This window comes from Agarivorans sp. B2Z047, assembly GCF_023373605.1.
GTDB classification, from domain to species: Bacteria; Pseudomonadota; Gammaproteobacteria; order Enterobacterales; family Celerinatantimonadaceae; genus Agarivorans; species Agarivorans albus.
The window spans coordinates 1265772-1285260 of record NZ_CP088080.1 but is presented as its reverse complement, the minus strand read 5'-3'; the positions used below and the strand labels follow the sequence as shown (position 1 = coordinate 1285260).

At 44.1% G+C, this 19489-nt stretch carries 14 protein-coding genes; 4 read left to right on the top strand and 10 right to left on the bottom strand.

Annotated features, from left to right (window positions below; all coding sequences use genetic code 11):
• Positions 1-9: 9 nt before the first annotated feature.
• Positions 10-300: a putative quinol monooxygenase gene (locus tag LQZ07_RS05940; RefSeq protein WP_152780352.1), complete on the bottom strand. Its 291-nt coding sequence runs from the start codon at positions 298-300 to the stop codon at positions 10-12.
• Positions 301-433: 133 nt separating this feature from the next.
• On the opposite strand from LQZ07_RS05940, the gene LQZ07_RS05935 reads away from it, so the two are divergent.
• From LQZ07_RS05935 to LQZ07_RS05925, 3 genes are all read left to right on the top strand, one after another.
• On the top strand, positions 434-1369 hold the full coding sequence (locus tag LQZ07_RS05935; protein ID WP_152780354.1) for a LysR family transcriptional regulator: 936 nt from the start codon (positions 434-436) through the stop codon (positions 1367-1369).
• Positions 1370-1465: 96 nt separating this feature from the next.
• On the top strand, positions 1466-1744 hold the full coding sequence (locus LQZ07_RS05930) for a SemiSWEET transporter (protein ID WP_040307515.1): 279 nt from the start codon (positions 1466-1468) through the stop codon (positions 1742-1744).
• Positions 1745-1869: 125 nt separating this feature from the next.
• On the top strand, positions 1870-2721 hold the full coding sequence (locus tag LQZ07_RS05925) for an ABC transporter substrate-binding protein (RefSeq protein WP_152780355.1): 852 nt from the start codon (positions 1870-1872) through the stop codon (positions 2719-2721).
• A 425-nt stretch (positions 2722-3146) separates the two neighbouring features.
• Here LQZ07_RS05925 and LQZ07_RS05920 read toward each other — a convergent pair whose 3' ends face one another.
• The 9 genes from LQZ07_RS05920 to LQZ07_RS05880 all read right to left on the bottom strand — a co-directional run bounded on the left by LQZ07_RS05920 (position 3147) and on the right by LQZ07_RS05880 (position 17962).
• A complete protein-coding gene (locus LQZ07_RS05920; protein ID WP_152780357.1) occupies positions 3147-5420 on the bottom strand; it encodes a beta-galactosidase in 2274 nt (757 codons plus the stop codon).
• Between the two features lie 481 nt (positions 5421-5901).
• Entirely contained in the window at positions 5902-6363 is a 462-nt protein-coding gene (locus LQZ07_RS05915; protein WP_152780359.1) for a YhcH/YjgK/YiaL family protein, read from the bottom strand.
• 30 nt (positions 6364-6393) lie between these two features.
• Positions 6394-7872 (bottom strand): methyl-accepting chemotaxis protein, encoded by a 1479-nt coding sequence (locus tag LQZ07_RS05910; RefSeq protein ID WP_016403207.1) that lies wholly within the window; start codon positions 7870-7872, stop codon positions 6394-6396.
• 18 nt (positions 7873-7890) lie between these two features.
• Positions 7891-8742, bottom strand: coding sequence for a transporter substrate-binding domain-containing protein (locus LQZ07_RS05905; RefSeq protein ID WP_016403208.1), 852 nt, complete (start codon positions 8740-8742; stop codon positions 7891-7893).
• A 34-nt stretch (positions 8743-8776) separates the two neighbouring features.
• Entirely contained in the window at positions 8777-9178 is a 402-nt protein-coding gene (locus tag LQZ07_RS05900; RefSeq protein ID WP_016403209.1) for a hypothetical protein, read from the bottom strand.
• A gap of 64 nt (positions 9179-9242) precedes the next feature.
• On the bottom strand, positions 9243-12230 hold the full coding sequence (locus LQZ07_RS05895; protein ID WP_152780361.1) for a beta-agarase: 2988 nt from the start codon (positions 12228-12230) through the stop codon (positions 9243-9245).
• Between the two features lie 74 nt (positions 12231-12304).
• Positions 12305-15160, bottom strand: coding sequence for a beta-galactosidase (locus LQZ07_RS05890; protein ID WP_152780377.1), 2856 nt, complete (start codon positions 15158-15160; stop codon positions 12305-12307).
• An 80-nt stretch (positions 15161-15240) separates the two neighbouring features.
• Entirely contained in the window at positions 15241-16650 is a 1410-nt protein-coding gene (locus LQZ07_RS05885) for a carbohydrate porin (protein WP_194164067.1), read from the bottom strand.
• A 43-nt stretch (positions 16651-16693) separates the two neighbouring features.
• The gene (locus LQZ07_RS05880) at positions 16694-17962 is read right to left on the bottom strand and encodes an oligosaccharide MFS transporter (protein WP_016403213.1); all 1269 of its coding nucleotides are present in this window, start codon (positions 17960-17962) and stop codon (positions 16694-16696) included.
• A gap of 439 nt (positions 17963-18401) precedes the next feature.
• Here LQZ07_RS05880 and LQZ07_RS05875 point away from each other — a divergent pair, with 439 nt between their 5' ends.
• Positions 18402-19484: a family 43 glycosylhydrolase gene (locus LQZ07_RS05875; protein WP_152780382.1), complete on the top strand. Its 1083-nt coding sequence runs from the start codon at positions 18402-18404 to the stop codon at positions 19482-19484.
• The last annotated feature ends 5 nt before the right edge of the window (positions 19485-19489 follow it).

The following is a 19489-nucleotide window of genomic DNA, read 5'->3' as shown; positions in this document are numbered from 1 at the left end:
CACTCAGGGCTAAGCAATTTGCGTCATTTCATTCAAGGTAAACTCTGAAACTGCGCCTTCGGTTGCCGCCATGTACTCTGCTAAGTGAGTATTGCCCATGTGGGTTTGCCACAGTTCACGTGACTCCCAGTTTTCGTAAAACACAAAGTGCGCTGGGTTTTCGTTGTCTTGATGTAAATCGTAGTTAATGCAGCCTTCTTCGGCTCTAGTGATATCTATCAGCTTAAGCAGTTCTGCTTTTACTAACTCAATTTTATCTGCATTTGCTTTAATGTTTGCAACGATAGTTAACTTGGCCATTTGGCTATCCTCTAAATAAGTAAATTGCTGGTTCGCTTTAACGGGTTAAATAGTAGCCTTTTGCATACAGCTCAATAAACAGGGTAATATTTGAATCATTATCAAAAATAAATAGACAATAAAGGGTGCCGTTATGCTACTGGAAGATTTACAGGTAATTTTAAAGGTAGCAGAATGCCGCAGTATTACAGCCGCTGCAGCCAAGCTAGATATGCGTTCAGCCACGGCTAGTGCCGCACTGAAGCGCGTAGAAAGCCAACTAGGTGCGGAGCTATTTATTCGAACAACCAGGCACCTGCGTTTATCTGCCGCGGGTGAGCGTTATGTTCCGCAATGCGAACAAGCGCTGCAAATGCTTGAACAAGCCAAGCAAAACATGAAACACGATTTGGATGTGATTGACGGTGAGCTACGAATCGCTCTTTCATCTGACCTGGGAAGAAATGTAATCAGCCCCTGGCTAGATGAGTTTATGTCGCACTACCCTGCGCTAAACCTACGCAGCAGCATTAGCGATAGCAATATCGACTTTTATCGTGATTCAGTAGATATGGCTTTGCGCTATGGTTCACCCAGCGATGCCAGTGTTTACGGCTTCAAAATATGTAACGCTCCACGGCTATTATGTGCCAGCCCAGAATACTTATTAAAACATGGGACGCCCAAGCACCCTAAAGAGCTAAGCAAACACAACGGCTTGCTCTATCAACTGCACGACATTGTTCATGATGTTTGGCGCTTTAGCGATGAGCAACAAAGCTACAAGATTAAAATGACAAGCAACAGAGCAGCAAACGATGGCGATTTAGTGAGGCGCTGGTGTGTTGCTGGCCATGGGCTGGCGGTTAAATCTAGCTTAGATATGGCTTCTGATATCTTAGCCGGTAACTTAGTGAGCGTGATGCACGATTACCAACCTACTCCTACCGAGTTATGGCTTATTTGCCCCAGCCGCCAATCAATTACTCCAGCGATGCGTTTGTTGCGGGACAACTTGCGGGAGAATACCCAGCAACTACTCAAAAAGCTGGTTAGTCAAAACATCCTAGAAGCTAGCGTGCTTAACTAAGTGATAAGTGCAGGGTTTAATCGGTTTCATTATTTACAAGGTTAACCAAAAAGGTATAATTCACCCAAATTGGTTTACCAATAAAATGGAGTTTAGATGACAGCCCTTACGGTTCTTGGATTAATAGCAGCTAGCTGTACCACTTTGTCGTTTGTCCCGCAGGTAATACACATTATTAAGACCAAGAATGTTGCTGGAATTTCATTAACCATGTATTCCATATTAACCACTGGCGTAGGTCTGTGGATGATTTACGGCTTCTTAATACAAGATCTATCGGTTTTTTTAGCCAATATTATTACTTTTATCCTCGCCTCCTGGGTGCTGATTCTCACCATTATTCAGCGTATTAAATCATCTAAAAACAAAGCTTAATCGCTCCTTAAACCGCTGTTCCTAATAGCGACTGTGAAGCGGTCTACACTTTAAGTTGTTATCTTACGCTACAGTAAGTAACTGCCAAATTAGTTAAGGCCGCCCTAAACAAATAAGGAGCAATAGTGAGATCGTGGATACTCAGCATTTTATGCCTGTATAGCTTTTCTTCTCTCGCCGCTATAGAAGTGTCGATTATTGGTGACCAAGGCACCTTCTCAAATTACCAGCAATTGCTTGAGCTAAAAGGCGGCAACCCAGCCCAAATCAGTGATTATCAGTCACCCTATTCAGACCGCGCAACCGTAAGCTTGCTGCTGTTAACTCAAGCCCTTAGCTATAGTGATTTGCAGTATTCGATCACCTTTGTGACCTCGCCGAATACTGGTCGCAGTCTTCGAGAGTTGAAACAAGGCAATGTGGCGGTATATCAAGCCGACATCTGGGAGAGTGACTTTGATGATAGTACCTACAAGTCGGTGGCTATTATCCCTAAGAATACCTTTGAAAAAGGCTTTTATGTAAACCAAGGTTCTCCCCTGCTCAGCCAAACCTTAACTCATGAACAGCTCAGAGAATTACCCATCAGTGTGGGAAGTACTTGGTATCAAGACATAGCCCAGTTGCAGCGTAGTGGCTTTAACAACATAGATAAACTCAACCGAAATCAGTCATTGTTTGGCATGTTAAGTAAGGGCCGAATTAACATTGCCTTTTTAGAGTTCCCAAATACCCCAGACCTAGCCATTCAAGATAGTTATGGCAGCTTTTACCCGATCCCGAATATGAAAATAGAATTTCAAGAAAGCCGTCATTTTATGGTGTCGAAACAGCACCCACACGGCGCTGAAATTGCTCAAGCCATTGATCAAGGCTTAGCTGAGATCATTCGCTTAGGTTTAGTTGAAAAAGCCATTCAGCAATCGGGAGTTAAACAGCAGCGGGTTAGCCACTGGCAATCATTAAGCGCCCCTTAGTCGAAGCATACTTAAGCCACCAGCATCATACTAAACAGACATCATACAGCTCTATATAACTAAGCGATTAAGCCTTCAGTTTATAAGGCTATCATTAGCCAAGAGTAATGAGTTACAAGCTGATTGTTGAAGTTTAATAACAAGAGTAGGAAGGACAAAAAAAACACCAGAAGCCGGTCTTGCACTTCTGGTGTTATAGCCACACAGGATTATTTAACAAACGGATTCATTAAGGTGTGGCTACAATTCTTATATCACCTGGCGCAAAGCCAATCATTACATCAACATACTTACCGCTGATCGTATTAACCAAGATAAACAAGAAGTAGCAATAGACTTTCCTAGTAGATAAACCACGCATTGGTATACCAATAAAAAGGAGACCGAAGCCCCCTTTTTTAGTTATGGTTTAACGTCAAAGCACACTACTTTTTCGCCTTATTGAAACGGCGCTGATACATGCCGCCATTTACCCGCTTAGCCGCATCAACCATTGGCTGATATGGCACATCGGTTATGCCCACAAAACCCACATTGTAGTTTTCGCCGTCAAATGAGCGCCCGGTAATCGGTGAATCAATGTATTGGAACCAATGTGCGCCGACAAAATATGGGTTATCGATTACTGAGTTTAAGTAATCTTCAAACATCTCGCCGCGCTCGGTTTGGTCATTAGCCGTCACCAAACCTGCGTGGAAGAAACCTTCTTTAACGCCAATATGAAACTCACCAATAATGCTTGGCATATCTACTTCAGCCAAAAACTTCCAAGGTTCTGGATGTAGCCCTTCTTTGTAGTAGTTGTAGCTTACAACATCCACATGTTTTGCTGCGGCTCTTACCACCTCTGGATTACAGCCCCAATCAGCAAATCGAGCCCCCAAATACAAGTGATTAGGTAATTGAGCCTTAAGCGACTCGTTTACCACTTTGAAGTATTCGCTGGCGTACAACTCTAATAACATAGAGTAGTCACTAAGCTGTGCTTCGTTATGGGCTAAATCACTGACGCCACCAGCTACAGCTTGCCAAGAGTCGATGTTCGTCCCCCAAGCTTGGTTAAGCTGTTCTACAGTGCCGTACTTATCTTTTAAGGCTTGCGTGAATACCGCCTTAGTTGGGCTTTCTTCATCGCTGCGACCTAGAGTATGGATCGCAATACCATAATGGCCATTAATGGTGCCCATTCGGCCCCAGCTTTTCTCATTATCAATGAAAATACCCACACACCATGGTGAACCTTGCATTTCGGCTTTAACTTGGCTTACCGTTGCTTCGGCGCGCTCTCTAAATACGGGGTCGAAAGGATCAGGCAGTGGCGCCCAAAAGTCATCGCCACTAGTCACTGTTTTAAAGTCTCCAATAATCCAGCCATTGGCGAAATAAGGAATTTTGTCGTTGCTGTAAAACTCTGGAGCAGTCCAATTACCTAAACAAGAAAAACCCCAGTTAAGCATGCGGTCCATGGTAACTTCACGCCACTTGCCCATGTAATCGGCGCCATCTTGACCGTACTTGCGCTGTAGATTTGCCGAGTAAAAACTAAAGATTTCGCCGCGATCAACTGGGCCTTCAAACAGCTCACGCATATAGCTGTAATGCTCAGCTAAGGGGTCGTCGTAGCTAGGCAACCAATCAAAAAAGTCTCGGCGAGTTTGGTTAGCAACATAGGCTGAATCAAAGGCTTCTTGGCTAATTTCGAGCTTTTCTTTAGAGTCTTCAGGGGTAACATCGTCATCGCTACGCGCGGCCACTTTTGAGTGGTCGTAATCAATACCGGTAATGGTAAATGAGTTTGCTAGGCGAATAATGTCGAGGCCGGTAGCAAAGTATGGGTAGCCATCGGGGTCAACTAACGACCATTTACCGTCGATTTTTTCGGTACGGAAAAAGCCAGTTGCCTCTAGCTGCGGGCCACCAGTGTATCCACTAAAGCGCGAACGCTGGGGCATAGCACCTTGCTCTAAGGCTTTAAGCTCTTTGGCTGTAACCACCAATAACTCTTCTTCAGAATGTACTTTTTCCGCGGTTTCTACTAAAGCGTTTTGACCAAACTTATCTAAACAACCTTTAAGAAAATCGGGATTACATTCCGGGGTAAAAATCACTCTAAAGTTATCTAACACCAACTGATGATCAATCAAAGTACCGTGAATGCTTAATTCAATTTTGGCAACGGCACTTAAATCGATGTTCATCTCGCCCCACATCCACGTTGCATAGTGAAATGGCGTATCCCAGGCTGCAGGGTTAGAGCGAAAACCCGATTCATAGTTAAGCCCACCCTTTAAAAACTCACCCTTAAGCTCGTTTAAATAAGTTTTGCTAGAACCTCCGGCCACGTTAATGCTGCGGCTATGCATTTGCCCCTGCTTGTCGAAGATATTGATGAAAATCTGTGTTGAACGACGACCTAAGCTTGTGACGTCAAATGCAAAGCTAAAGTTAGGAAGCGCACTCCAATCAAAAGGCTGCTCAGGTTCGATAAAGATTGAGGTGTAAAAGTTTTCTTTGCTATGTGTGGTAACTTTTAAGGCTTGCGAACCAGTAGTAATGCCGTTGCCTTCACTTACTAGTTCTGCGTCCACGTTGCTAAAACTAAAAGCCTTAGGAATTTGCTCAGCAAAATCATAAATCAAAATTGATTGCTCATGCTCAGATATAGTTTTAGCTGAGTCAGCCCTTAAGCGCGTTTCCATTATGTATCCTCAAATGATTAGCGTCCTGATAGCGATGGCAGAGTCTAGGCAATATAACTAAGCCATAGAGAAAACTTAACTAACAAACCTTAAGTATTAAACCTTCTAGCTGCCAAGCGACGCGTTAAAACAGAAAAATATCTAAGGGTAATAATGACTTCAGTCATACAAATGTCAACCAATCTAAATTATTGGAAAACCAATTTTTACAAACTTGTGAACCATGCCTCGTGTTAGCCAAGCATAAGCGTAAACGAAGTGCTAAGCCTTAAAGCTTTAATCCTAAGTCAATAGAGGTATCACTATGGGTATCGACTAGCACAACAGTCAATATTGCGGGGATTGTTAATGGTGAAGTAAACAGCAGCGGGCAGGCTAACTGGCATTAATCAAGGAATATTAGTAGTGATGGGTGAAAGGCTAATAAGCGAGTAACAGCAAAAAGAATCCACTTAGCCTTGGCTAAGTGGATTTAGTGCACTTACAAGGCACTAACAGGGATCTTAACCACCGCTTTGCGCACTTGGCGAGGTTCGGCTACCGCGCAAAGAGGACGATGCACTTCGTCTGGGTAAAACACTGCAAAGTCACCTTTGCCAAGCTTAACCATTTGCTCATTGCTCGCTTGCTCAAAAAACGCCACATCATTTTCAAGTTTGGTTAAGGCTAAAGCTTCTTCGGCTAGTTCGTGGGTATAGCCAATTTGCTCTTCACCGTCTAACACGATTTGAATATCTAAATGCTGTTTGTGAATTTCCGCTTTACGCTTAGCAAATTCTTCAGTTTCTTGCGACATTAATAATACAAATACACCTTCACCTGAAAGCTCATATCTACCGTCTTCTTTCTCAGCAGCTAAAGCCATCGCTTCATCAATCCAGGTAGCAAAGGATGGATTCACATATTTTACTAAAGAGAGCTTATTCACGTTTCCAAATAACATTGATTACTTCCTACTATTTAAGTTTATTTGTCATACTTTAAAACGTTTGATATTTACTACAAGCTCATTGTTGTGTTCTTCGAGTGAGATCACTTGTCCGTTCACATTTTTTGCATTATTTGCAATAGAACTAGCCAGAGTATTTAAGGTGGTAACATTTTCAGCAATGGTCTGAGTAACGCTGTTTTGTTGTTTGGCAGCTACCGCAACGTGCGTGTTCATTTGGTTAATGTTCTCAATGTGCTCGCAGATATCTTGTAAGGCTTGTGAAATAGACCCCGCCGCATTGTCCACCTCTTTACTCGATTGCAAACTTGCCCCCATAGAGCTAGCCGCATTTGAGGCATTGTCTTGCAGCGCGGCAACAATAGACTCAATTTCTTGGGTAGACTCTTGAGTTTTCTGGGCCAATGCTCTTACTTCATCGGCAACTACCGCAAACCCTCGCCCTTGCTCACCAGCTCGAGCTGCTTCAATTGCCGCGTTTAAGGCAAGTAGATTGGTTTGTTCAGCAATGTTACGAATAACTTCCACTACAGAGCCAATCGCTGAGCTTGAATCAATTAACTTATCGATGCGTGAAGAGGTATCGGTAATGCTTTGCGATAAACGGGTAATTAATTGGCTGTTTTCGCGCACCAACTCTACACCTAGCAAGGTTTGCTCGCGGGCTGTTTGCGACTTCTCGGCGGTTTGCTCAGCGTTTACAAACACCTCTTCAGCGGAGGCACTCATTTCTTGCAGTGAAGTAGCGGCCTGCTCCATCTGATCTTGTTGCGATAAAGAGTCACGCTGAGATTCGCTAGAAGATGAACTTAACGAATGAGACACCGAGCTTACCTGCTCACTCACCGACCGAATGCTATTAAGCAGGTGCGATAGGTTGTCCATCAGTAAATTGAAGTTGCTACTAAGTACACCAATCTCGTTATCGTTGTTCACTGGAATACGTCGAGTAAGATCCCCGTCACCAGTGGCAATTTGGTGTAAAGAGTTTGCCACGTCGTTGATTGGAATTACCACCAGCTTACGCACGTAGAAAAACACAGCTGCAACCACAACCGCTAATACCAATATAATGTTGAGCATTACATTGGTTATTTCGCTGTTTAGCGTAGCGATCACACTGCTATCATCAAATTGCAGCTTTAACGTACCAATAAAGTCCTCGCCACGTTGCAGCTCAATTAAATTGAAGTCTTGCTTTTGATTGGCAATGCTGGCCTGAGAAATAGCTTTACCACGCTGGTCCACTACTTCCACTGCATTTAGGATTGGGGATTGAACCAAAGCATCGACAATGGCTTGCGCTTGTTCAAAATCATAAACAAACACGGCTTCTATTAATGATGCTTTGGCCATCTCGGTAATGGCTTGTTGCTCTACTAAGTAGCCTTCAGCCAATTTGCTTTTGGTATTTAAGTAGCTAACGCCACCGCCTAATAACAGGCCTAGCAAACCAAATAGCAGTAATATAATAATTAGGGATTTACTCAAACTTGCTTTCACGTTTAGTCTCGCTTATGTCTATCTTTCTTGAATGTCCAACCACAACTCTTCGCGGTGCAAAGGTGCGTCTGCGGGCAGTAAAGGATTATCTATTTTTATTATTCGGCGCTCGGTAAGGCGCGCTGTTTCAAAGGTTTTTGAGATAAGGGGAGATTGATAAAACAGCTGGTTATAGCTGCCATCAGCAATGGCGGTTTCTAAGCCATCGTTAATCGCATCATATAAGGCGCGATTCTTAGGATTAACGTAGAGATACATCGCCATTGGGTAGACCAAGAGAATGTCATCTTCTACGGCAAGGTTTACTTCCTTTTGGGTTTCTACCACTTCCCAGGCTTCGTGCACAGCTAAAGGTAGGTAGTCAAAACGCCCGCCATCTACCATGTAGAATAAGCTTTGCGCTTTAACCGGTTTAACTACTTCTAGTCCGGCATTTTCTAGGATTTCGGTATCGCCCCAAAAACGGCCTAAGCCTGCTTTTAAGCGCTTTAGCGTGGCTAAACTAGACACACCTTCAAAGGCTGCTTGATTGCTTTTTTCAATAACAAAAACGCGGTGGCCCAATAATCCTTTAAAAATAGGGATCTTGATGGCTTTAAGCTGTTGCTGCATCGAGTTTGACGCACCAGCCCAAATCACACTCACCTGATCTTGTTTTACTTCTTCAACTAATCGAGCCTCACTGTAATAGGTATCGATGGGTTGAATTTTTTGCGAATAGTTACTTTTTTCAAATGCTAATTTAATCAAATCAACGACTAAGCGGTCGCGTTCGCCCAAAACCATGGGCGTTGTTACCTGTGCTAGAACGCTATTAGATAAGGTTAAACCGCAAAACAAAAAGAAGCTGGCAATGGTTATTTTTTTCATACTTTTTCTCTTACCAAAACGCTATCAATTGCTGTTAAAAACCTTGGTGGAATACCACGCTATTTTTTAAGTTGATAATCTGCTTGAGTACCACATCTTCTGGGGCATCACGCTTGTATTCTTCACTGTTTTGATTTTCCATCACCAGGGTGAATACTTTGTATTCATGCAGGTTGGCGGCTTCAAGGTAAAAATCTAAGTCACTAGATTTAGAGAAGGAGTTAGTCACGGCGATGCTGTTAACGCCTTTTTCCATTAACTCAGCAACAGAGGCACGACAATACTCATCGGCATGCGGCTTAAGTTCTTCATTCCACTTGTTTTGGCCATATTGAGCGTAGTAATCCCAGCAGGACACCACGTCATTAGTGATGGTTTTTGCAAACTCGGTTTTACCGCTGCCAAATGGCCCGCGGACAATATATAGATACTTCATATTTCTTCCTGAAAATAAAAAGGCCGCCTCGCAATACAACTTAATTTACGAGGCGGCACAGTCCTTACACTTTACGACGTCTTAGTAAAAATACGCCGGCCAAACCTAGTAGCGATAACCAACCTGCGCTACCGCCACCGCCAGTTACGCCACCCGTTGGTGGTGTTGGCGGATCAATTGGTGGATCTACTGGCTCACCTGGATCTGGCGCTTCTGGGCCAGAGTGGCTAACACCAATATTGGTACCGGTATACAACTCACCCGCTCTCGAAGCAGCTTCAGTAGCATTGCTTAAGCTAGAGCAGTCTGTGCCGTACATACCACAGTTAAACTCACGCGCAGCATCTGTCATCAATGTATATGGCGTGTCAGTATTGCTAACAAAACCAACGTTGTAGTTTTCGCCATCCCATGCACGACCCGTTAATGGTGAATCGATGTATTGGAACCAATGCGCACCTACAAAGTTTTTATGGGCATTTACTGATTCGTAGAAGCTAACCATTTTGTCTGCACGATCTTGTTGCGAAGTAGCATTTACTACACCTTCTGCAAACGAACCGCTATCAAGCGCACCGAAGTGGAACTCACCAATAATTACTGGCTTATCAATGGCTTCGATTTGACTTAAGGCATCAGCATCCCAATCGGCAGCTGCAATGCTGTCTTTGTAGATGTTGTAACTCATTACATCAACAACAGCCGCAGCAGCACTTACTACATCAGGCGTACGTCCCCAATCTGCAAAGCGAGAGCCCAAGTACAAGTGGTTTGGTAACTCAGCTTTTAATGCCGTGTTTACGGTGTTGAAGTATTTAAAAGCAAACTGCCATGACAAGTACTGTAGGTCTGCAGCCATTGCAGAGCTATAAACTAGCTCTTGCGCTGGGCGCATTGCATCCCAAGATGCATAATCAGTTCCCCAAGCCGCGTTTAAGTCTGCAATGCCATCTGGGTAACGATCGTTTGATAAGAAGTAAATGAAGCTGTTTTTAGCTGGGCTTGTTGTTGCATCAGTACCGTCAGTATTAAATACTGCTAACGTCTGAGCATAACGAGAGCTTTCTTCTGCTGTAACATTGCCCCAGCTCATCTCGTTATCAACAAAAATACCCACTAAGTACTCTTCGTTGCCTTCAACCTGAGCTTTAATCTCACCAACCATTGTCGCAACGTTGGTTTCAAAGTTAGCATCCCACGGATCAGGAAGTGGTCCCCAGTAGCCGCTGCCAATTTGTTTAACGGGAAGACGATCGGCACCAGAGGTTGACCAACCATTTGCCACGTAAGGAACGCTACCGTTTGCATACAAGGCTGGATCGGTCCAGTTACCTAAGGTGTTAAAGCCCCAGTCTTTCATACGCTTAACAGTAATGTCTCGCCATACGTCTTCGCTAGCGTGGCGGGTAATTAAGTTATTAGCGTAAAAACTTACAGCTTGGCCTTGAGAAACAGGTCCACTATGCACAGGGCCATAGTTTTCATTTACATAATCACTTGGAATTTCTGTAAACATTGACTGGCGAAGTGCAGACTCAGATTCGGCGTCACTCGACACGCCGGTCATGGTGTAAGTATCTTGCAAACGAATGTTATCAACACCGGTTGAGAAGAACGCATTACCAGCAGGGTCTACCAATTGCCAGTTACCATCAGCGTCTTTACAAGCGTTAAACGAGGCAGGCGTAGCGAGTACACAGTCTGTAGCTGGCGACGAATCTGGGTTACCACCGTACATATTGCGATTAGTTAACTCACCCAAAGCAGCCATTTCCGGATCACTTAACTTAGCTAACTCTTCTTTGCTGGCAACTTTACCTGCATAAGTGACTAAGTTGTTTTGCCCCATAGCATCAGTCATTTCTGCATAGGCTGATTCGTGGTTAAGGTCTTTAATCACACGCATGTTATCAAACACAAGTGTTTGGCTAGTCTCACCACTGGCTAATTCGCCAATGAAGTAACGAATAGCGGTAATTTGAGATTTGTCTAAAGCAACAAAATCACCCCAGCCATTTTGAGCGCTCATTGGGTCAGCTGGAATATCACGTAAACCTAAAGCTGACACACGCTCATCTTGAGTAAGCAATGAAGGATTATCATTTAAGCTGGTGTAAATGGTTTTCGATTCGCCAGCTTTAACCAATACGCCGCGAGTCGCAGTTTCGCCCTGGCTATTTACGTCTTCGATACGTGAGTACAACCAGATATTGCTATCGCTAGTATTTGAAACGTCAACGGCGACTGCGGTGTGTTCACCTAGTTCTGCCCAATTCCAAGTACCTGCAAACACTAAACCGTTCCAACCTGCAGTAAACTCGGCAGCCATTGCTGCAGCGCCTTTAGTCACAATCTCAGTAGTAGTTGAAACGTTTACCCCACCATCAGGTCGTAAGTAATCTGGAATGGTTTCAAAGTCTTCGATTTGCGCTAAGGTGGCTACAGGCGCGGTTTGCGTATTCACAGCACCATCACTTGGTGGCGGAGTGACTGCTTCGCCATCAACCATGATGTTGTCAAAGTACAATACTTGAGGATCGTTTTCAGAGAGCATGAACTGCACACCGATAACTTTATCTTTACTAAAGTTTTCGCCATGAGTTTGGAACTCGTTGCCGCCATTTAAGTTAAAGCTAAAAGTCTGCGTGGTATTAGCTGAAACCGTAAAGTAGTCCAATGAGGTTTGAGACTCATCTACCCAATCAGGAAGAATATCACTATCAATTAGCTTAATAGCAAATGTAACGTCAGTGTCGTTAGGGTTAACAACATCTACTGACATAACATCTTCAGCACCCCAGTTCCAACTTCCCCAGTTCCAAACAACCATTGGTTTGAAAGCCGCGTCAAAAGACGCTTTAATCGATTGATTACCATCAGTGGCTTGTTCTGTTGAAACTTCAGAAGTGGCATCTCCAGACACTTCCAAAAATTCAGCATTGTTTTCAGAGCTGCTGTAGTCTGCTTCCTCAAAAGAGGTGACTAAAGTAGCAGCACTTAATGGCAATGCTAAGCTTGCAGCAATTGCTGCAGATAAAAATTTAATCTTCATATTTCCTGCCCATTCCTTGTACCTAGCAGATTGCACTCCCCACCTAACTGAGGAGTGCTAAATCGTTGTTGCGATTATTTTTTGTAACGAAGCATGTAAACGTCTTGGTTGAATTTCTTAGCGGCTTCAACCAGTGGAACGTATGGTGTATCAGTGATTGAAACAAAACCTACGTTGTAGTTTTCACCATCCCAAGCACGACCCGTTGTTGGAGAGTCAATGTATTGGAACCAGTGAGCACCTACGAAGTAAGGGTTGTCGGCAATACTGTTCATGTAATTGGTGTATTTCTTAGCGCGATCTTGCTGGCTAGCTGCCGACACGATACCGCCGTGGAATAAGCCTGAGTCAGTTGAACCGAAGTGGAACTCACCAATAATGCTTGGCTTATCTAGCTCTGCTAACTTGCTCCAATCACCCTTTGAGTTAAGGTCTTCGGCGTACAAGTTGTAGCTCATCACGTCTACGTAAGGTGCAGCACCTTTGGCAATCTCTGGCGTAACACCCCAGTCTGCAAAGCGTGCGCCTAGGTATAGGTGATTAGGCAGTACTTTCTTAAGCTCAGCACGAACCGTTGAGAAGTATTTAGCAGAAAGCATTTCTAGCATTTCGGCATAATCTTTCTTCATGTTCTTGCTTAAGCGAGAGCGGTGATCAAATGACTTCTCAAACTCTGCCCATGACGCAACTTTCACGCCCCAGCTAGTGTTTAGATCTTCAATGGCCCAGTACTTCTCTTTTAAGTGCTCGGTAAAGGCTGCTTTAGCCGGGCTCTTCTTCATGTCATAGCTAAGCGCATTAACCACCAAACCGTAGTGGTTTGCGTCGTTTTTGGTGTTACCCCAGCTAATCTCGTTGTCGACAAACACCCCCATCATCCATGGGTCATTTTTGTCTACTTCTGTCATTAGCTTTTTAGTCATCGCCTTAACGCTGTTTACAAACTCTGGGTCAAACGGATCGTGAATAGGACCCCAGTAGTCGTTACCAGTGCTAATGCGTGCGTGGTCTCCAAAAATCCAACCGTTTGCTACGTAAGCAACTTTTTTGTTGTCGTAGAACATTGGGTCAGCCCAGTTACCTAGGGTTGTGAAGCCCCAATCAACCATGCGATCTATGGTGATGTCTTTCCACACTTTTTCAGCTTCTGAGAAAGTACCGCCATATTTACGTTGCAAGTTAGCGCCATAGAAACTAAATACTTCGCCTTTCTTAAGTGCCCCTGAATGCACCCAATTTGCGTAGTCATAGTTCTCGGCTAATACATCGTCATCTTCTGGTAACCAAGTAAACATTGAACGGCGAACTTCAGAAGCCACTTCTTTACCGCTACGTTTGTCTTTGTCGGCAAAGTCATGGCCAGTGATGGTTACTGTGTCGTCCATACGAATGTTGTCGACACCGGTTGCGAAGAACAAGTTGCCTTGTGGGTCTACTAACGACCACTTACCGTCTACTTTTTCAGTACGGAAGAAACCTGTGCCTTTCAGCTTAGGACCATCGGCCCATCCACCATAGATGCTTCGACCTGGCATTTGGCTGGTTGATTTAAGCGACATTTTTGCCAGCTTACCCATGGTTTCTAGTTCTTCGTCTTCGCTAATTTTCTTCGGCCATTCAGAACCAGTAAACTGACCATATTGGTCAATCAAACCTTCATAACGGGTTGCATCTGCATCAATATTTGGAATAAGTCGAACGCTCTTAATATTGAATTCTGCATCTTTAGTTGGGTTTTGCAGGTATAGCTGGAAAGATACAATGTTTGACGTATCTAAGCTCTTTTCACCCCAGCCATAACTAATCGCTTGCGCGTTGTAGGACTTTTTAGGTGGCTCGGCACGCATACCAGAAACGATTTGGCTGCCGGTTTGGCCTAGCGGCAAGTAAAAGGTACCGTCGTCACCAGGTGCTAGCGTTACGTAGCTAGACATACTGTCGACTACGCCATTTGCAGTGCCGCCCCAGTTTTCATTTTCTGCGTCATCCACGCGAACAAACAACTGTAAAGGCTCGTCTGTTTTACTTTCTAGATCAAACGCTAAACTAAAATCACCGTACTCGCTCCAATCCCAAGGTTGTGGCGCTTTAAAAGTGATATTAGGGTAGGCGTTAGTCGCCGCTAATTTAACAGCTAGCAAACCGCCCATGTCGGTTTTTAGCTCGGTTACCGTTGCTGCTGCACTGCGGTCAAACGCAACAAAGGTAGGTTGGCCTTCATCAAAGCTAGTAATTGAAGCAACCGTTGGAATTGGACCACTAACCTTAACTTCTTGGCCTGAGGCTTCAATAAAGTCGCCGGTAGCATCCACTAAGTTAAAGTTATCGATAATGACTGTTTGTGCATCCATTGGACCTTGCACAAAGATTTGGAATTCTACAATGTTACGTAAGTTGATTTTCTCGCCACCCCAGTAGCCATCTAACTTACGTTTGGTGCCGTTAAATAACATCTCAACTGGCACAGTTTCGCCAGCGGGTACATTAACCGCGTAGTTTAATTGGTTGTCACCAGAGCCCATTACGCCCACGTTGTCAGCCAATTTTAGAATGATGTTTGCTGGGCTATCAGTTGGGTTGGTAATGTCTAGGCTTAAGCTGCCTTTCGCATTCCAGTTCCAAAAGCCAGAATCTGGGTGTACTTTAACATTTGGCCAGTACTTAAATTTGTTAGCCTCGGATACCGAATCAAAGTTTACTTTTAGCGCACTACTTCCGCTAGTAACACCTTGGTCGCTAACCACTTCGGCTTTAGCATGGTCTTTTTTAACTTTTTTGAAAAAAGCGGCAGATTCAAAATCTGGAATCGTTCCGCCTACATCTTCAACAGCGCCTTCGGCGTCGCTCGAGCTAGGAGTTGAGCCACATCCGTACACACCCAACAAAGTGAGCGATAACAGCGCAGCAATTTTATTTTTTGTAAATTTCATAACTTCTACCATTACGAGTGGGAGGCCCGTAAGCCGTGGCTTACGGGCTCTAGTGCTAAGTGGGTATAACTATGGGCGGCCTACCACCACGTTTCGAATTGTGCGCCAACTGTAGTAGCAGAGTTTTTACCCTTCTCTGTTACGTAAGGGTTGTGACGCCATTCCCAACTTGGGTTATCTACACCTTCACCATGGCGGTTGTTGTAAACCGTGGTTTGAGTATCAGATTGACCGTAAGTCACGAAGAAACGCAGTACTGGACGATCCCAGAAGGTGCCGCCAATGTGTACGTTTTGCGACAGCGTAACTTTGTAAGATGAGTTAGTACCGCTCTCGCCGTAACCTTCACGAGCATCTAGCTTGATTTGGTCGTAGCTCAATTCTAAATCCGTAGAGAAGCGATCATCCCAGATGTAAGTAGGACGAATGGTAATGTTGCCCCAATCAGACTTATCAATAGACACTAAGTTGCGTTTTAGCGCTTCGTCATCAAATTTCTGTCCTTCATATACCAATGCGTATTGAAGTCGGAATGAGTCACCTAGCTCTTGCATACCTTGGAAGAACGCACCAATCTGAGTTGATGGAGTATCTAACCAATCTTGAGTCATGGACTTACCAATGTCGCTGCTGTAACGAACGACAAATTCATTAAAGTCAGCCCATTGGCCTTGCTTAATTTGGAAACCAGCTTGGTAGCTATTTGGGTTCATATCTTTGGCAGTCATGCTGCCATTTTCGCTCAAGCTAGTATCAGAGCCAGCGTAGAAGCCATAGTTAAAGAACAAGCCCGCAGCAATGTTGTCGGTAATTTTTATGCCATGTAAGCGTGTATTTACCGAGTGGTATCCACCGCGGTAACCCGAACGACCGCTGCTGTCACAAGCATAAGTTGGATCGTTGATTGAACAGAAATCTTGACCGTAGCTATCGCCATTCTCTTGCTTGGTAATACCTAGGTTAAATTTAGCAAAACCAAAGTCCCAATCATCGATACCCGCACCTACGCCATCATTTTGCAGCATGTGGTAATCGAGGATTTCAGCTTTGTAACGCTGGTAGTAACGCTTACCAACCCAAATTACCGCACCAGGATTAGATTTGAATACGCCTTGGCCTGCTACCCACCACTCATCCAGATTGAATTTCTCCATATCTGTAGCGATGTTGGTTTTGATTACCCAGTTCATGTCGTTAAGAACTAAACCGTAATCGATATGGAATTCAGCAAAGTTACCTTCGTTACCCAAACGACCGGTTTGAGCATGTGGGTTACCAGCAGTTTCGATAATGTTAAAGCCGTTGTTGGCTAAATCTGAGCGTAAGCCCATTACTTTATCTGTAGAAGTACCTGTACCGCCGCGGCCGTAGCCCCAGAAGCGAGCGCCTTCAACCACTTGTGCTCCTAAGTAGTCTAAAGCAGCTTCTTGAGCATGAGCCATGCTGCAAGATAGCGCTAAAGCGGATAGTGCAAAAATACGTGTTTTCATACGTTTACCTAACATCCTTATTTAAAAATAGTGTTTCGATTGTTTAAGCTGCTACGGTTTCTTGTTGATCTGTTGTAGTCAGCGTCTTCTTGGAACTTAGCGTGAACATCGCCAATACCGTGGCAACAGCAGCGAACACACCAAAATAGATATAGCTATGTGGGAATCCATGTTGGTCGTACATCACACCCATAACTGGCGCAGCAATGGCCGTCATCAGGTTATTAACCACTTGGAATCCAAACATGTAAGTGAAGGAATTTACTTTCTTATCAAACTGCTCGGCGGTGTAAGCAAATACCGACACAATCAACAGCGGATTAACGATGCCGAACAGCAATTTAGCAACAATGGCTAAGTAGAGATTTTTCTCACCTAAGCCTGCAAAACCAATCATTAGCAAGAAAGAGGTGATACCAACAGCGGTAAGAATAAGGCTGCCTTTAGCACCAATTTTACGAATAATAAAAGGCACACCAGCACTCACAAAGAACAGGAAGATAGCGGTAAGCCCGTCCATGTTAGAGCTAAAAGAAATACCTTCTTCTTGGGTAGGAAAGAAACTAATAAAGTAGCGAGTAAACTGGCTCATTGAAGTCCAGAACACCACCGAAATAGTGCCCGCGTAGGTCATGAAGGCCCACATTTTAGGGTTCTTCAATAGGCGAATAACATCTTCTTTTTGAATTTTGTCCTGCGAGATAACTTCGTTATCAACATTTTCTAAGTGGCTTACTTTAAGCAACCAAGCACACAACAGCATTAAGAAAGCAGCAATACTACAGGCGTAGAAAATGAAGTCTGGGTTGATGTTATACAGGTAACCAGCCAATACTGCCGAAACACCCCAAGCCGCGATACCAAAGCCGTTAACCAGTCCGAAATCGTTATCATGGCAACGCGCAAAACGGTCACTATAAGAAGCGATAACACCACTACCCGCTTGGAACAACATACCCAAGTACACAGAACCAGCCACAATACCCAATACAAATGTTGAATCGTTACCCAGTAGTGGGCCGTAAACATAAATGTAGAAAGGACCAATTAACAAGCTTAAGAAAGAGATGAAGTATATAAGGTGTTTTTTAAGACCAAGCTTATCGAGGATATAGCCAAAAGCAGGTTTAAACAAAACCGCAATACCGGTTTGCAAGCCAAACAATACGCCAATCTGAGAGCCATCAATGCCAACCTTGTCGTTTAGCCATACAGCAAATAAAGAACCTGAGCTTAACGACCAGAAGAAGTTGTAAAAAAAGTACATAAGGCAAACTTTGCCCATGGCGACTCGGTTAGAATCGGTTTTCATGATTACTCCATTAATTTTGCGATAGCTACTCAATGCCTAGCACACTGGTAAACCAATATCTAAATAACTTGCTTCATCGTACATAATGATCAACCAATTTAAAGTGACACCGCTAACATTTCGACATAAATACGGCTATTGGTTGGCAAAATGCTAGACCTTACAGCCAATTGGTTGATGAGTTAATAAGCATTAACATTCGCCAAGCCTTTATTCATGGGGGTTTGCGGCCGGAAAGCTTGTCATACAAAAAGATTGTCAAATTAAACAAGTGGGTTATGAAAGCTAAAAATTAAGTTACAAAAGTGTGTCATTGGTCACTTTTCTTTCATCTCAATAGCTGCTTTAGAGTAAGTTAATGTACCATTACCCAAAATTGGTTTACCTTTGTAGCCAGTAGTTATTAAGCAATTTAGATTTTCGACAAATAGAGGTAGATATGTCAGGGACAGGTAGCAAGCTAAGCTTGGCCAGTAAACGCGCTATTGAGCGTGGTTACGATAAAAAAGGGCCTGAGTGGATGGTTGAGTTTGAAGAGCAAAGCTTACAAGGTGACTTTGCTTTTGAAGAGGGTGTGATTCGTCGTGACCCCACCGCAGTAATAGAGGTAGAGGGTATTTACCACTGCTGGTATACCAAAGGTGAAGGCGAAACTCTCGGCTTTACTGGCAACCCTCAAGATAAGGTTTTTCCTTGGGATCTTACCGAAGTTTGGCATGCCAGTTCTGAAGATGGCATTACTTGGAAAGAGCACGGTTGTGCTATTGCCCCAGGTGAAGCAGGAGCCTACGACGACCGCGCCGTATTCACCCCAGAAGTTTTAGCCCACGACGGCAAATACTACTTGGTTTACCAAACTGTTCAGGCGCCTTACACCAACCGACAATTTGAAGAGATTGCTATTGCTTGGGCCGATAGCCCATTTGGCCCATGGACCAAATCACCAGCTCCAATTGTAAGCCCAGCTAAAGATGGCGAATGGCGCACCGAAGAAGACAATCGATTCTTGGTCAATTCGAAAGGCAGTTTCGACAGCCATAAAGTGCATGATCCCTGCCTAATGTTCTTCAAGGGTGAGTTCTACCTTTACTATAAAGGTGAAACCATGGGCGAAGAAATGAACATGGGCGGCCGCGAAATTAAACACGGCGTGGCGATAGCAAAAGACATTCTTGGCCCGTATGTGAAATCGGAGTACAACCCAATTTCAAACAGCGGCCACGAAGTTGCGGTTTGGCACAAAGATGGCGGGATAGCCTCGCTAATCACCACAGACGGTCCAGAGAAGAATACCGTGCAGTGGGCAGCCGATGGGATTAACTTCGAAATTATGTCTTATATTAAAGGCGCGCCAGAAGCGCTGGGCATATTCCGCCCAAATCAAGAGACAGCCATCGAGTCACCAGGCCTTGAGTGGGGCTTGTGCCACAAGTATGACGCCTCGTGGAACTGGAACTTTATTTGTCGCTACCGAGTGAAGAAACAAGTTCTTGATGCTTCAACTTATCAAAATTCAAATTAAGTAAG